This is a genomic window from Paenibacillus sp. FSL R7-0652, from assembly GCF_038595045.1.
GTDB lineage: Bacteria > Bacillota > Bacilli > Paenibacillales > Paenibacillaceae > Paenibacillus.
The window spans coordinates 5713241-5728307 of the sequence record NZ_CP152001.1 but is presented as its reverse complement, the minus strand read 5'-3'; the positions used below and the strand labels follow the sequence as shown (position 1 = coordinate 5728307).

Genomic DNA, 15067 nt, shown 5'->3' with positions numbered 1-15067 from the left:
TAGGGGACGGGTATGCGGATGTAAGTGGAATTTACTAAATATGATCCAGCAAATTCATATAATACTGTCTCAGTGATTCCTTCAACGTGAGAGGCTCGATAATCTGAATGGACTTGCCGTAACCGGCGAGGTAGTTCACGATAAAATCCAGTTCATGAGGTTCGTAAGTTCCGACGAGCAGAGGGTCCCCATCCTGCTCTTCAAGCCGCATGGACGGGTAGTGATTTTGTTGAAACAGCTCTATACCGGCTTCATTTAACCTGCATCGAAACGAAACCGCAGCTTCAGATGCTTTCCATAAGGAATGTAAATGTCCACTTTGTAAGTGGGCAAGATGGCTGACAGGTGCCGTATCTGTTAGTGCAGCCGATGCCATTCGATCACAGCGAAATACACGGTAAGCTTTCTTTTCCAGATCATACGCATGACAATACCAATATCCTCTACTAGCGTACAGCTCAAGGGGCTGTATGATACGGGTGCTGATGTTTGTTCTGAACATGGGTCCAGCGCCCTCTTTTTGCAGCTCATCCTGCACAAAACTATTGATTTGGGGATGTTCTGCGTTCTCATGAGCAGCCTCTTTGTTCCCGAATGGAACGATGGCTCTGCTCGGCTTCGCGTTCGTGTTTTGGTCAGGATACGTAATCTGAATCACTTCCTGCTGCACCGCAGCTTTCAATAGAAGCTCCAGATGGGAACTGTCTTTGATCTGTTCGGTATGTTTAAAGGTGACAAGTCGCTGTATATTAACAATATTCTCCCGCTGCCGATCTGATAGTGCCGCCATGAATTTCTCATGGACAGAATGAAATGTCGTCTGAAAAGGCAGGCTGGAGAAGCTGCGCAGGGCCTGCATGGCAAAATACAAGGCATGAAGCTCATCCGTATTAAAAGAAATCGGAGGCAGCTGCATCTGCTGAAGCAGCCGATATCCGCCATAACGTCCATATTCCACATAGATGGGTGCTCCCATCTCTTCCAAAGAAGCGATATCCCGTAAAGCGGTTCGTTTGGATATATGAAACTCCTGCATCAGGTCCGTCAGGGTGAAGTGCTGTTTCTGATTAATGAAGCGAAGCATATGATGTAAACGTTCTGTTTTATTCAAGCGGGTTGACCTCATTTTTGTTCAATTATATTTAAGGTGCCATGTAATGGCACCTTTATTCGTTATAGTCATAAGTGTAAGGCAAACGAATGAAGGAGGCAAACGATATGAATGTTGAAGTAATTCCTTTTCTCTCAATGAATGGAGAAGCAGCGGAAGCTATTGCGTTTTACGAAAAGACTCTGGGGGCAAAGGTATTGTTCCGAAAAAGCTACAAAGAAATGAAGCAGATGAGCCCAAGCTTCACGTACCCTGCAGGACAGGATGATTACATTACACATTCCGTGCTGGAGATTGGAGCGAACAAAATCATGATTGCCGAGGAAGCGATGGATGCGGAAAGACCTTGGGAGCTGGGGAACAGCACTTCGCTGTGCATTCAATCTCAGGATCAAGAGCAGATGGATGGACTGTACGAAGCACTATCGCGGCATGCAGGAGTGAAGGTGCTGGTACCTTATGAACGGAATGAATTCAGTCCGGGGTATGGTATTGTGCGTGATCCATTTGGGGTTGTACTCCAGCTATGTGTAACGGTACATGATTTTTGATCATTGAGTTATTGAATTCCGTGTGAATGTCTGTATATAAGGTTGAAATTTTCTACGGAAGAGTAAGTCATGATGTTCATGATTTACTCTTTTTTCTTCTATTCTCCCACAGATCGTGAATTATGTTCCAGCAAGGAGCATGTAAATAGTGTAAGATCAAGCCCAAAGCCTATAGTGTCAGAAAATGAAAGCTTTATGTAATAAAAAAATATATATAATTATTTCTCTGTTATATGTGATTTTAGTGATCCAAAAGTCCCGAATTCGGGTATCAATACTAGAGTCAAGCGCAGGGGAACTGTTTAAAACGAATCCCTCTGCCCTTAGGCTTATCAAGCGTAAAACATATCGACTACCGGACGGATTGTGGGGGATTTAGATGTCTTTATTGGAGGCTGGACGGCAAGAACAGGTTACGGACGAACTGATGGTCAAAGCGATGGAGAAAAGCTTGTCAATTATTCGTTTCGACTTAAATCGCAGGGTTACATACGTGAACGATGTATTCGCTTCAACGATGGGGTACTCCAAGGAAGAAATGTACGGGATGCAGCATCGACAATTATGTTTTGGAAAATTTGCAGATAGTCCGGCGTACGAGGCGTTCTGGAGAAGTATTTTTAACGGGAAAAGTTTTCAGGATAAGGTGGAACGCAAGGATTCTAAAGGCCAATCGGTTTGGCTTGAAGCTACATATATGCCCGTGTTCGATGAGTCAGGTCGGAAAATATTGGGGGTCTGCAAGATGGCAACCAATATTACGGATCGTCAAAATAACATTACAACCGTTGTTCAGGAATTGAAGACATTGTCTCAAGAATTGAATGAGCAGGCTGGGGCGGGGATCGAACGAAGCCATGAATTGATGTCCAGCATTTCTTATATCTCGGAAGTGTCGGCAGCTAATCAGTTCACTTTAAGTCATCTGCAGGAACAAGCCGGTTCGATTCAGGGTGTGGTACGAACGATTCGAGAAATTTCTTCTCAAACCCAGCTCCTTGCGCTGAATGCTGCGATTGAGGCTGCACATGCGGGGGAGTTCGGACGTGGATTCGATATTGTGGCAAAGGAAGTACGCAAGTTGTCTGCCATGGTGGAAAATTCAATCAATGAGATTCGTGACAGTGTGGCGGGCATTACCAAAGAGATCACCAATATTACGAGTGGCACAAAAAAGGTTGAAGACTATCTGCAGCAGAGTCATGAGAGAATTGAGATTGCATTAAATGATTTTAAAACCATCTCGACCGCAGCTCATCAGCTTGATGATAAGGCACAGCATGTGACTCGGATTGTGTAAGTGAAAAGAATACGGCTCCGAATCTAGTGCGTGTCTTGAAACCCGCTGAAGTGCATCGTTTACCCCCTTTTCGCCCCCTGCTGCGTCACTTTCCCTTGACGTGCCACCGGCACGCCTGCGGTAAACTTCTTAGCATGGAACAAAAATTCGGCAAAATGGGCTTCCTTCAGCGTTTTCAGACACAACCTAGAACGATTCTGTAATGTATTGCAGGATCGTTTTTTTGTTGTGTCAAAAGATTACTCTCTCATCGGGATTTTCGCAATGCAGCTGGTAAGAAAGCGTTCCACTGCATAACCTGCCAAAATAACGGGAATTTTTACAGGCAAACAGGACACAATAATCCGGAATCCGGAAATACCTGTGGTTTGATTTTGCAGAGAAGGAGGACGGGAGTATGTGGTCAACCATTTTATCTTATATACCGAAGTGGACCATATGGGCACAGGCATTCATGGTATTTATTGTACCGGTTATCATGGTGGTGATTATAAACTGGGTTAATACCGCAATCAAGCGGGGCAGCTTCTCTCGCAAAAGAAAAATGGTTACCTCCCCGAAGGATATCTCACCGGCTGAAGCGGGCTTGGGCTTAGGAACGGAGACCGGGCATTATGCCAATATCAAGCTAACCGGAACATACACGACGGATGTAATTACGGTTCGAGAGACTTTTGGGAAAAATGCAGATGTACATATTCGGGAATTTAGGATCCGGGGAACCAATACGAGAGCGGCAATCATGTTTACAGAAGGGCTGACGGATACGGACCTGCTTGACAGCTATTTAATCAAACCTTTAATGATTGACGGGATACCTGAACTGAAGCAGGAAAGTTTTACGCACCCTGAACAAGCAGATTTCCTGTCCGCATATCTGAAAAATCAAATCCTTCCTGTCAGCGAGATTCAAGAGACAGAATCTCTTCAGGAGGTTGCTTTAGGTGTACTGTTGGGGAAAAATGCTCTATTAATCGACGGCATGCCGGGAGCAATGCTGATTGGAACCTCCAGATTAAAAACCCGCAGTGTTGGTGAACCGTTATCGGAAGGGCTGTTGCGCGGGCCGCGGATTAGTTTTACGGAGGAACTGAGTGACAATACGGGGATTTTACGCCGCTATGGCAGTGATCAGAGTCTGTTTATCGAAAAACTTGAAGTGGGCAGCCGCATCAAGAAGGACTTGGCTGTTGCTTATATTCAGGATATTGCTGATCCCAAACTCGTAGCCGAGGTTCTGAAACGTGTAAAGAGCATCGATATGGATATGATGCTGGAGTCAGGTTACGTAGAACAGCTGATTGAGGATGATACACTGAGTCCTTTCCAGCAAGTACTGAATACAGAAAGACCTGACCGGGTTATCGGTGCTCTGCTTGAAGGACGAGTGGCTATTTTGCTGGACGGAACACCGTTTGCACTCGTTGTACCGGTAACATTCAGCATGCTTCTCCAATCTCCGGAAGACTACTATGAACGCTGGATACCAAGCTCTTTCCTTCGTGTTCTGCGTTTTATGGCGGCCATGTTAGCTTTGCTTGCCCCGGCGCTCTATATCTCCTTCATTTCGTTCCATCCGGGTCTAATTCCGACGAAATTGGTACTGACGATTATTGAAACACGATCCGGGGTGCCTTTCCCTTCCTTAATCGAGGCTTTAATTATGGAGCTGTCAATTGAGATTTTAAGAGAAGCCGGCATTCGTCTGCCCAAACCGATCGCACCTGCGATGGGCATTGTGGGTGGTCTGATTATCGGTCAAGCTGCTGTGCAGGCAGGTATTATCAGTCAGTTTTTGGTTATTGTTGTAGCTGTCACAGCTATTTCATCCTTCACCATTCCCGTGTACAGCGCAGGGTTAACCCTGCGGCTGCTTCGCTTTGCTGCGATGTTTAGCGCTGCTGTACTGGGATTGTACGGTGTCGTCATGTTCTTCCTGCTGGTGTGTACACATCTAGCCCGACTATCCAGCTTCGGGGTGCCTTACATCGCGCCAGCTGTTCCATATCATTTAAGCGATTGGAAGGATTTTGTCATACGTGCCCCGCTTAACATGATGAGAAGACGTCCTGACATGATGAACCCAATTGATGAAGACCGGAAGGAATAGTTGTATTTGCGAAGGTTTGGTGTGCAGTGCAGTTCCCAGCGCTTTGATACAGTTTAAGTTCGATACAGTTCGCAGAAGGTCTGGAGGTGTTATTGCAGTGAATGACTCCCAAGTTAAAATCAGCACCACACAGGCGGTAGTTATTATCGTCAATTACATGCTTGGTGCAGGCATATTGACGCTGCCGCGAACAACCAGCAAAGCGGTTGGGACACCGGACGTCTGGATCTCCATCATTCTTTCGGGGCTTATTATTACGGGTGTTGGTATGATTTTGGTGACTTTATGCCGAAGATTTCCGGGAAAAACAGTGTTCCAATTCACTCGTGAAATCACGGGCCGCTGGATTGGTTACATCTTTGGCTGTGTCACCATTCTGTATTTTATGGTGATTGCAGCCTTCGAAATCCGGGTGATGGCTGATGTTACCGGAATGTATCTATTGGAACGTACACCTACCTGGGCCATTGTAATGGTGTTTATGTGGATTGGCATCTATCTGATCTCCGGAGGACTTGCGGTCATTGTGCGTGTGTTCGAGGTCATTTTGCCGATTACCTTGGTTATCTTTGTCATGGAAATTTTACTAAGCAATCAGCTGTTTGAAATCAGTAATCTGAGACCCATCCTTGGCGAAGGATTCATGCCTGTCATTAAAGGACTGAAACCTTCACTGCTTTCGTATACAGGTTACGAAGTGATGCTGGTCATTACGGCATACATGCAGAACCCGAAAAAAAGCAATAAGGCGATGACATGGGGGCTGGGGATATCTACAGCGATCTATCTAATCACGGTAGTTATGGTCGTCGGCAGTCTGTCCCTCGACGGGATTAAAACGAGAACTTGGCCGACACTGGATTTGGTTCGTAGTTTCGAGATTCAAGGGTTGATTTTTGAACGCTTTGAGTCGTTACTGCTGGTTATATGGATTTTGCAGATTTTCTCTACCTTTGCCATCACGCACTACTGTGCTTCGGTGGGAATTCGTGATCTGTTCAAAGCTAAAAAGATGCGCACCATTATGTACGTACTTCTGCCGTTCATCTATTTGGCAGCCATGATACCTAAAAATGTATATGAAACCTTTGCACTTGGTGACATGCTGGGCAATGTGTCTGTCGTGTTGTTTGCTATTATGCCCCTGGTACTGCTGCTGCTGAGCATTATTCGCAAAAAAGGAGGTAAACAAGCATGATCTCACTCCGTATGTGGCTGCGTATCATCTCGGCATTATTAATTCTCAGTCTGATCTCGGGATGCTGGAGCAGCCGGGAGATTGAAGAGTTGAGTCTGTATGTCGGTCTCGGAATTGATGTTGGAGAGGAAACCGAATTTGAGAAGATTATATCCGCTCAGGGAGGACGCTATCCCAAAGAAGACAATGTCACGGCAACCGTTCAGATTGCTCCAGGGAAATCCAGCGGTCAGCAGAGTGAACAGGGAGGTTCACCTTCAGCGGGGAAATCCTCTTACTCCAACGAACGACTTACGGGGGACTCCATGCTTCAGATTTTTCGTCAATTTTCCCTGCGTAGAGATCGTCCGCTTATTGGACATCATCTGAAAGTGATCGTCATCTCCAAGGATATCGCTAAAAAATTCGGGTTGAAACAGCTGCTTGATTTTGTGCTCCGGGATAACGATATTCGCCCAAACTGTCTTGTGCTGATCAGTCATCAACGAGCATTGGATGTACTCACATCGAGAGATCCTTCCCGGATTCCAGCCTTCTATCTCACGGGAATTATGAACAACTCCTATATATCCAATAAAATATTGGAGCCTGTTTCCCTTGCCAAACTGGATGCACAGATGCAGTCCGGGTCCAGCTTCCTGCTGCAAAATGTACTCAATGCAGAGGGAGAGGATAAGTTTTCCGGGGGCAGCATATTTGCAGCTAAAACAACGAAATTTGTGGGAGAGCTCAGCCAAACCGATCTTGAGGCTTTGTCATGGATTATTCCCGATCAACACGGAGGTCTCATAAAGACATACAGTAAAGAAGGCTTCACGATTCTTTATGAGATTAAGAAAAAAAAGATAAAAATCATTCCAAAGGTGGTCGGAGGCGACATATCGTTCCACGTCAAGGCAGAGTCCGAAGGCTGGTTAATGGAGGACTGGCGTGCTCCTGAAAAAGAAGAGAAGGGAGCTTATTTGAAGGAACTGGAAAAGGATTTTGCCAAGATCGTGGACCAACAGATTGACCAGATGCTTTACAAACTCCAGCATACCTATAAGGCTGACGTTGCCGGTTTTCGGGACAGCATCCGCATCCATTACCCCAAAACATGGAAGAAGGTTAAAGACAACTGGGATGAGGTGTTTGCGACAGTGCCCATTACGTATGAGATCAAAACGAGTGTGGTGAACCCGGGATCTTCTACAGAATAATTTGATGCATGTATGACTGTACGGAGATGCTGGTATTTAAATGTTGACACATCAGGCGTCAATCGATATAGTTATACAAAATCATTTTCTTATCCAGAGAGGTGGAGGGACTGGCCCTTAGAAACCTCAGCAGCAGATCTGAAGGATACTGTGCTAATTCCAGCGGGTGAAAGCCTGATAGATAGGAGCGTTTGTTTTTATTTGTCAGCAGCGGCGCACTCTTCGGAAAGAGTGGGTCTTTTTTGTTTGTTCTGGATGAAGAAGCAGGGAGCAGGTCATATGGAGAACAGCAGCGATAAAGGTCAATTTCAGCGAAAAATGAAAACAAGGCATGTGGTCATGCTCTCCCTTGGCGGCGTCATCGGAACTGGGCTGTTCCTCAGCTCGGGGTATACCATTCAACAGGCCGGACCCCTTGGAACGATTCTGTCTTATCTGATTGGCGCATTGGTGGTCTATCTGGTGATGCTCTGCCTTGGCGAACTGTCAGTTCATATGCCCGAGACAGGAGCATTCCACAGTTATGCAGCCAAATATATCGGACCAGCTACAGGGTATACTGTGGCATGGCTTTACTGGCTCACCTGGACCGTGGCGCTGGGTTCGGAATTCACAGCCGCCGGGCTGCTTATGCAGCGCTGGTTTCCGTCCGTGAACGTCTGGATCTGGAGTGCACTGTTTGCCTTGATGATATTCCTGTTTAATGCGTTCACGGTCAAACTTTTTGCAGAATCGGAATTCTGGTTCTCCCTGGTAAAGGTGATGACGATTATCATCTTTATTATTCTTGGCGGGGCCGCCATGTTTGGTATCATTCCCATGGCGGATGCTGCACCGGCTCCGTTCTTCTCTAACATTACCGCATCAGGGTGGTTTCCCCATGGCGCGACTGCAATTCTGATGACGATGCTGGCTGTCAATTTTGCCTTCTCGGGTACGGAACTGATTGGAATCGCCGCAGGTGAGACGGAAAATCCGGAAAAAACGATTCCGAAAGCCATCCATACCACGTTGTGGCGCCTGATCATTTTCTTTATCGGGACCATTGTCATACTGTCTGCATTACTGCCGATGTCGGATGCGAGTGTGCTGGAAAGTCCATTTGTGGCTGTCATGGAGCGGGTTGGTGTCCCGTATGCGGCGGACATTATGAATTTTGTCATTTTAACGGCAATTCTGTCAGCGGCCAACTCGGGACTGTATGCTTCCTCACGGATGCTCTGGTCACTGGCAGATAAAAAGACGATTTCTCCATGGTTTGCCCGCCTGACGAAAAGCGGAGTACCGTTCAATGCGCTTGTGCTCAGCATGGCTGGCGGCGCCTTGGCTTTACTGTCCAGCATCATTGCACCCGGGACGGTCTATATTACACTTGTCTCCATCTCGGGTCTTGCGGTAGTGGCGGTGTGGATGAGCATCAGCGCATCCCAGTACATGTTCCGCAGACAGTACCTTCGGGAAGGGCATGACGTGAAAAATCTCGTTTACCGCACGCCGCTGTATCCCATAGTACCTGTCGTTTCATTTTTGTTGTGTCTGGCTTCTTGTATAGGTATAGCTTTTGATCCGACGCAGCGGATTGCTCTGTACTGTGGTATCCCATTTATTATTTTATGTTATATCGTGTATTATTGGACGGATCGTACGAAGAAGAAAAGAGGGCTGACTTCATGAATCAATCACAATCACAACAACAAACGGATTCCATAAATGGCATACAGCAAATTCTGAACGAATATCCGGTCATGATTCTGGATGGTGCGCTGGCAACGGAGCTTGAACAGCATGGTTGTGATCTGGATGACCCGCTGTGGTCTGCACGTGTGCTGCTGGAGAACCCGGATGTCATCGTGCAGGTGCATGCTGATTATTTCCGTGCTGGAGCAGATTGTGCAATCACCTCCAGTTATCAGGCATCCGTAGAAGGTTTCCGCAAGCGCGGAATCGAAGAGCGACCTGCACTGGACCTGATTCGCAAAACGGTAGAGCTGGCTGCCCAGGCGAGAGATGAGATGTGGGCAGAAGTACAGGCCAGTGGAGCGGGCACCCGGCGTCCGAAGCCGATCGTTGCCGGTTCTGTTGGCCCTTACGGTGCCTATCTGGCGGATGGTTCGGAGTATGTGGGACATTATGGCGTATCGGATGAAACGTTGGCGGCACTCCATCGTCCGCGCATGGCAGCGCTGATTGAAGCGGGAGCAGACATCTTGGCCTTTGAGACCATCCCTTCACTACAGGAAGCACGGGTGCTGGTCGAACTGCTTAAAGAGTTCCCGGATGCGTATGCCTGGCTTTCTTTTTCCTTAAAAGATGGAACAAGCATCAGCGAAGGAACACCGCTTGAGGTATGTGCACAAACCTTCGGCTCCGAGCCGCAGATTGCGGCAATCGGCCTGAATTGCGCTCCGATGGAAGTGGTCACGGAAGCCGTCGGTATACTGCATCGTGCCAGCGATAAACCTGTGATCATATACCCGAATTCGGGTGAGATTTACGATGCTGAGACGAAAACATGGAGCGGCCAGGGTTCCTGCAGCAGTATGAAAGATTCATCTGAGGCATGGGTTGAGGCAGGTGCCCGAATAATTGGAGGATGCTGCCGTACCACACCGCATCAGATTGGCGAACTCGCGAAAAAGTGGCGGGGCCAAGGCTAGGGATAAGATAAGAATTAGGAATTTGCCGTACAGGGCGAGCAGAAGGATATGAATATAGATAAGAACAGAAACAGCCCTTCCTATCTGGTGTGATAGGCAAGGGCTGTTTTAGGTTGTTATCCCTGCAAAGGCCGTAATTGCTACACATGTTCGAGATCATCGATCGGTTCATGCTGTCTCGATCTCTGGTACTCTGCCGGAGATACGCCAAAATGCGCCCGAAACACCCTATGGAAGTAAGAGTAGCTTGCAAAACCGCAGGATTCAGCGATATGCTCCAGTGTCATTTCGCTGTATTTCATACGCTCCAGGGCTGCATTCAGACGGATTTCAATAGCATACTGGATCATGGTTTGATTATAGTGTTCCTTGAATAAACGCACGGCCCGGGACAGACTGAGTCCGGCATAACGGGCAGCCTCCTCCAGTTTAAATGTAACGGTGGCATGTTCTTCGATAAAACGCTTCAGCTTAAGTGCTGAGGAGACGGCCCGGTCCGTCTGGATATTCTCCGTAATGGCCCGGTCAATGTACAGGCATAACCCCCGCAGCAGTGCATCCTTCAGCTCCGCGTTCTCTTCCAGCGGCCCGCGCCGTTTTTCCAGGAGCATATTGCGCCACAGGCTGATTAATTTGTCATCCAGACCAATACGACTTACGGTCGGACGCTGCTGGCGTTTCCACCACTTTTCAATCCAGCGCCCTTCACAGAATAGATAGTAGTCACCGCTGGACAATCGTCCTTCCTTATGCGGTTCATCTACGACAAGGCGGTAATCATCCCCGGGTTTAAGCAAAAGCAAATCACCGCTGCTCATGCGGAATTCCTCTTCCTGTACATATACTTTGCACGAGCCTTCCGTCTGCAAGCGGAACAGATAGGTGGACAGCTCGCCTTTCATATTATGGGTGAATGCCTTGTAATGATAGGAGTAGTCACAGATCAATACGGATGTGTCCAATGTATCCAAAGATGTCGCCTCCCATACGCTCGCGCTGTTAACCAGCGGATGATAGTGCTGCTCATGTGCAGCCATGCCAGAATTCATGAGATAAATCAGGGTCGAAATAAAATTTGATCAGATAGTTCATGTTCTGACTATATTGTATATGTTCATTCTAGCCTGTTTTGCGTTAGGATGATACCAGATAGAGCAATGCAAGCAAATTTGAGAGCAGAGGAGTATCTGTCATGAAAAAATTGAACATTGGTTTGCAACTTTTTACACTCCGTGATGAAACTGCAGCAGATTTTCGTGGTACACTGCGCAAAGTGGCCGCGCTTGGATATGAAGGCGTAGAATTTGCCGGATATGGCGACATTCCAGCAGAGGAAATGAAAGCGCTGCTAGATGAGCTTGGTCTGAAAGGTTTCAGCAGCCACGTGTCCCTTCATGCGATGCGAGAAGACCTGCAAAAACAAATCGACTACCTGAAAACGATTGGTGCACAATATATGATCTGCCCATATCTGATGCCGGAGGATCGCCCGGACAATGCAGAGGGCTGGACAAAGCTGTTTGAAGAACTGCAGCAGTATGGAGCCGAAGCGGCAAAACAAGGTTTGATCTTCGGTTACCACAACCATGACTTTGAATTCCATGGTCGGGTTGGGGACGCAAATGCTTTTGATGCCATGTTTGCTCAAACGACACCTGAAGCAGTACAAGTGGAAATGGATGTATGTTGGGTTCAATTTGCGGGACAAAATCCGATCGAGTATATTAATAAATATGCGGGACGTTTGCCGCTGCTTCACTTGAAAGATTTCAGTAAAGACGAGCAGGGTCAGATGAAAACACTGGAGCTTGGACAAGGCGAAGTGGATCTGCCGGCCGTGATTGAAAGCGCAGCACATGCAGGTGTAGAGTGGTTGATCGTCGAACAGGATGTATGTCAGAATCCGCCGCTTGAAAGCGTGGAGAACAGCCACAACTGGCTGAAACAAAATTACCTGAACCAGTTCTAAGAAGTTAGATACTTAATGCGTCTATTTAAACTGAATCTAATCGTCAAAGGAGACTTTTGTACATGAGTAAAATTAAAGTTGCTGTATTCGGTTGTGGAGCCATCGCTCAGCGCAGACATATTCCAGAGTACGCTGCCAATGAGAACGTAGAACTTGTCGCATTTGCTGATCCGGTTGTGGAGCGGGCGCAGGAAATGGCTGAAATGTACGGCGGTAAAGCGTATTCCAGTTATGAGGAATTGCTTGCAAACGAAACAACAGTAGAAGCGGTGAGCGTATGCACACCGAACTATCTGCATGCACCAATGACGATTGCCGCTGCCAATGCGGGCAAGCATGTGCTGGTTGAGAAGCCGATGGCGGTTTCCACTGAAGAAGGCGAGCAAATGATTGAGGCGGCTAAGAAAAACGGCGTATATCTGATGGTGGGTCACAACCAACGTCTGATGCCTCCTCACGTGAAGGCAAAAGAAATTCTGGATTCCGGCCGACTGGGCAAAGTGCTGAATTTCCGTACTGCTTTTGGTCACCCGGGTCCAGAAGGCTGGAGTTTAGACGGGGCAGGCAGCTGGTTTTTCCGCAAAGAAGAAGCCATTATGGGCGCCATGGGTGACCTCGGCGTGCACAAATCCGACTTTATCCGTTATTTGCTGAATGACGAAGTGTCCGAAGTAGCTGGTTTCATCAGCACGCTGCACAAAGAAGGTACGGATGTAGATGACAATGCCACCTGTCTGCTTCGGATGAAGAGCGGTGCAATCGGTACACTCGTAGCCAGCTGGACACAATACAGAGCGGGCGATAATAGCACGGTACTGTGGTGTGAGAACGGCGTGATGAAAATTGGTACTGTAGATGGTGATGAGGTCATCGTCGAATTGACTAATGGTACGGTTGAAACGTACAAAGTCGGGGCAATGGCAACGAATGAGAAACAAGTACCGAGCGGCGTAATTGACGCATTCGTAGAATCAATCTTAACCAAAACGCCTCCAACCATCTCTGGTGAAGAGGGCTTGCGTTCCCTGCAGGTCATCCTGGCTGCATTTGAATCTCAGAAAACAGGTCAAATTATCAAGCTGTAGTACATTTTTGATTTGATATACAGGTCTTTAAGCTAATCTTTGATTAATTCTGTTCCTGCATATTGTGCAGACAGTCTAAGAATTAACAAGTTAATAATTATATTCAAGGACATTCTCCCGTGCAGTACGTTGGAGGATGTCCTTTTTATATGAGCGTGCTGGATCGGGGAGGTAGACATCTGTTAGTGAGATAGCGGCACACATGGAGATCGATCAGAAAAGCGTACACTTACGGTTAGGTACATAGGTGGGATGCGTTGATTTATTATTTTGCACTGCACTTTTGCTGTGGACTTACACTGTACTTTCCACTCTGGTTAATGCTCCATTCTGGCCCATTCCCGTTCGATTCTTACTTTACTGCACTAACGATCTCAGAGGAGCTTATTTGCTTGATTTAGGGGTCAGAGAAATGTAACGATCCCCAGCGACGCTATTTCCTCCGAAATGCCTCAAAAGGTGCTGATTCGAGCGTAAAATGTGAAAATAACGTTTCTCTGAATTGTTACGTTTCGGAATAGGCTGAAATGGGGCGAATAGCGTTATCTGGAATCGTTAGAAATCTGACGCAAACTTTTGGATGCAGCTGCTGGTTCCAAAAGGTATACATAAGGATTTGTATCCAGATCTCCCTCTTATACAGCACCGTTCAGCACCGCGACTGTGGTGATCGCATCAATAAACAGCGGGACCCAGGCCGATAGTTACCTGCCTGGGTCCCGCTGTTTATTTGCGGCAATCTGCTGCTAAAATTAAACCGTCCATTATTAGAGTGATTGCCCGTTAATTAGTTTGTTCTCTGAATGTTTATCCCGCTGCGTGCTATTTTCCGCCAAGCTGCCGCAAGATGCATCGTCAGATTTGTTCACGGTTATTAATAGACATGAGCTGGAGGGTTTAAAGCCGCAGTATGGGCAGCATATTATAAGCCAGCCGGCTTAACCTCACTCGCCAGATCAATCCATGCGATCTCTTCAGGTGACAGTGTGATGCGGGAGCCTTCGTCACAGGAGAGCAGTTCTGCCTGATTCTGTGCTCCAATCAATGCGCAGGTTGGGAAGGACTGATTCAATACATAAGCCAATGCAATCTGAATCGCTGTTGTTTTCTTGGATGCAGCCAATTCCCCGGCACGGCGCAGTCTCTCCCAGTTACCATCGCTGTAGAATACACGCACCAGGTCTGCGTTGTCCCGTACCTCAGGTGTGAATCGTCCAGTGAAGAAACCGCGGGCCTGGGAGGACCAGGACAGGAGCGGCAGCTTCGTCTGCTCATGCCATGCGAGCGTCTCGGCATCCGCTGATACACAGCCTGCCCAGAATGGCTCGTTCGCTTTGGCGAGACTGAGATTCGGGCTGCTGAACGTGAATCCCTTTAGACCATGGGATGCGGCATAAGCGTTAGCTTCCTCCAGCCGCTGCCAGGTCCAGTTGGAGGCGCCGATGGCGCCGATTTTGCCAGACTCGATATGGTCGTTCAGTGCTTCCAGAATAACAGCGACAGGAACGTTGGGATCATCCCGATGCAGGGCGTACAGCTCGACATGGTCCGTCTGCAGCCGCTCCAGACTATCCGTTAGGTCACTGCGAATAGCGTCGGCATTTACACGGGGGCCGTGTTGATTATGATGCGCTCCTTTCGTCAGAATGACCATCTGATCGCGATTGCCGCGTTCTTTCATGTACCGTCCTAGAACCTCTTCGCTCTGTCCTCCGCAATATATATGTGCTGTATCTACCGTGTTACCGCCAATGGCCAGAAAGGCATCGAGATTTGCTGCGGCCTTCTCATAAGCATCATGCACAAAGTAGTCTGTTCCTTTGATGAGTCGGGAGATACGTTTGCCTGCACCGGCGATTTCAATATATTCCATAGATAAACCATCCT

General features: G+C 47.5%; 12 protein-coding genes and 1 riboswitch. Of the genes, 9 read left to right on the top strand and 3 right to left on the bottom strand.

Translation table 11 applies throughout. The features are described from left to right. Positions 1-34: 34 nt before the first annotated feature. Complete coding sequence (locus MKY97_RS25150; RefSeq protein WP_342552934.1) at positions 35-1111, bottom strand: YafY family protein; 1077 nt, start codon at positions 1109-1111, stop codon at positions 35-37. Positions 1112-1218: 107 nt separating this feature from the next. On the opposite strand from MKY97_RS25150, the gene MKY97_RS25145 reads away from it, so the two are divergent. From MKY97_RS25145 to mmuM, 7 genes are all read left to right on the top strand, one after another. After that, positions 1219-1662: a VOC family protein gene (locus tag MKY97_RS25145; RefSeq protein WP_342552933.1), complete on the top strand. Its 444-nt coding sequence runs from the start codon at positions 1219-1221 to the stop codon at positions 1660-1662. A gap of 379 nt (positions 1663-2041) precedes the next feature. After that, on the top strand, positions 2042-2962 hold the full coding sequence (locus tag MKY97_RS25140; protein ID WP_342552932.1) for a methyl-accepting chemotaxis protein: 921 nt from the start codon (positions 2042-2044) through the stop codon (positions 2960-2962). Positions 2963-3359: 397 nt separating this feature from the next. Further along, positions 3360-5072, top strand: coding sequence for a spore germination protein (locus tag MKY97_RS25135; RefSeq protein ID WP_342552931.1), 1713 nt, complete (start codon positions 3360-3362; stop codon positions 5070-5072). A gap of 97 nt (positions 5073-5169) precedes the next feature. Then, positions 5170-6270, top strand: coding sequence for a spore germination protein (locus tag MKY97_RS25130; protein ID WP_342552930.1), 1101 nt, complete (start codon positions 5170-5172; stop codon positions 6268-6270). Beyond that, positions 6267-7469: a Ger(x)C family spore germination protein gene (locus tag MKY97_RS25125; RefSeq protein WP_342552929.1), complete on the top strand. Its 1203-nt coding sequence runs from the start codon at positions 6267-6269 to the stop codon at positions 7467-7469. Before MKY97_RS25130 ends, MKY97_RS25125 begins: the two co-directional genes overlap by 4 nt. 86 nt (positions 7470-7555) lie before the next feature. Next, a riboswitch (SAM riboswitch) is annotated at positions 7556-7657 on the top strand. A 91-nt stretch (positions 7658-7748) separates the two neighbouring features. After that, the gene (gene mmuP / locus MKY97_RS25120; protein ID WP_342552928.1) at positions 7749-9143 is read left to right on the top strand and encodes an S-methylmethionine permease; all 1395 of its coding nucleotides are present in this window, start codon (positions 7749-7751) and stop codon (positions 9141-9143) included. Further along, positions 9140-10126: a homocysteine S-methyltransferase gene (gene mmuM / locus MKY97_RS25115; RefSeq protein WP_342552927.1), complete on the top strand. Its 987-nt coding sequence runs from the start codon at positions 9140-9142 to the stop codon at positions 10124-10126. The genes mmuP and mmuM overlap by 4 nt, the downstream gene beginning before the upstream one ends. A 140-nt stretch (positions 10127-10266) precedes the next feature. Here mmuM and MKY97_RS25110 read toward each other — a convergent pair whose 3' ends face one another. Next, a complete protein-coding gene (locus MKY97_RS25110) occupies positions 10267-11088 on the bottom strand; it encodes an AraC family transcriptional regulator (protein WP_342556453.1) in 822 nt (273 codons plus the stop codon). Between the two features lie 230 nt (positions 11089-11318). Between MKY97_RS25110 and MKY97_RS25105 the strand changes: the two genes are divergently transcribed. Beyond that, complete coding sequence (locus tag MKY97_RS25105; RefSeq protein WP_342552926.1) at positions 11319-12095, top strand: sugar phosphate isomerase/epimerase; 777 nt, start codon at positions 11319-11321, stop codon at positions 12093-12095. 62 nt (positions 12096-12157) lie between these two features. After that, on the top strand, positions 12158-13180 hold the full coding sequence (locus MKY97_RS25100; protein WP_342552925.1) for a Gfo/Idh/MocA family oxidoreductase: 1023 nt from the start codon (positions 12158-12160) through the stop codon (positions 13178-13180). Positions 13181-14102: 922 nt separating this feature from the next. On the opposite strand, the gene MKY97_RS25095 is transcribed toward MKY97_RS25100, so the two are convergent. Continuing rightward, a complete protein-coding gene (locus MKY97_RS25095) occupies positions 14103-15053 on the bottom strand; it encodes an aldo/keto reductase (protein ID WP_342552924.1) in 951 nt (316 codons plus the stop codon). Positions 15054-15067: the final 14 nt, after the last annotated feature.

Excerpts from the sequence above, each read along its gene's own strand:
- MKY97_RS25145 (WP_342552933.1), top strand. The coding sequence starts at position 1,219 with ATGAATGTTGAAGTAATTCCTTTTCTCTCAATGAATGGAGAAGCAGCG.
- MKY97_RS25140 (WP_342552932.1), top strand. The coding sequence starts at position 2,042 with ATGTCTTTATTGGAGGCTGGACGGCAAGAACAGGTTACGGACGAACTG.
- MKY97_RS25135 (WP_342552931.1), top strand. The coding sequence starts at position 3,360 with ATGTGGTCAACCATTTTATCTTATATACCGAAGTGGACCATATGGGCA.
- MKY97_RS25125 (WP_342552929.1), top strand. The coding sequence starts at position 6,267 with ATGATCTCACTCCGTATGTGGCTGCGTATCATCTCGGCATTATTAATT.
- mmuP (WP_342552928.1), top strand. The coding sequence starts at position 7,749 with ATGGAGAACAGCAGCGATAAAGGTCAATTTCAGCGAAAAATGAAAACA.
- mmuM (WP_342552927.1), top strand. The coding sequence starts at position 9,140 with ATGAATCAATCACAATCACAACAACAAACGGATTCCATAAATGGCATA.
- MKY97_RS25105 (WP_342552926.1), top strand. The coding sequence starts at position 11,319 with ATGAAAAAATTGAACATTGGTTTGCAACTTTTTACACTCCGTGATGAA.
- MKY97_RS25100 (WP_342552925.1), top strand. The coding sequence starts at position 12,158 with ATGAGTAAAATTAAAGTTGCTGTATTCGGTTGTGGAGCCATCGCTCAG.
- MKY97_RS25095 (WP_342552924.1), bottom strand. The coding sequence starts at position 15,053 with ATGGAATATATTGAAATCGCCGGTGCAGGCAAACGTATCTCCCGACTC.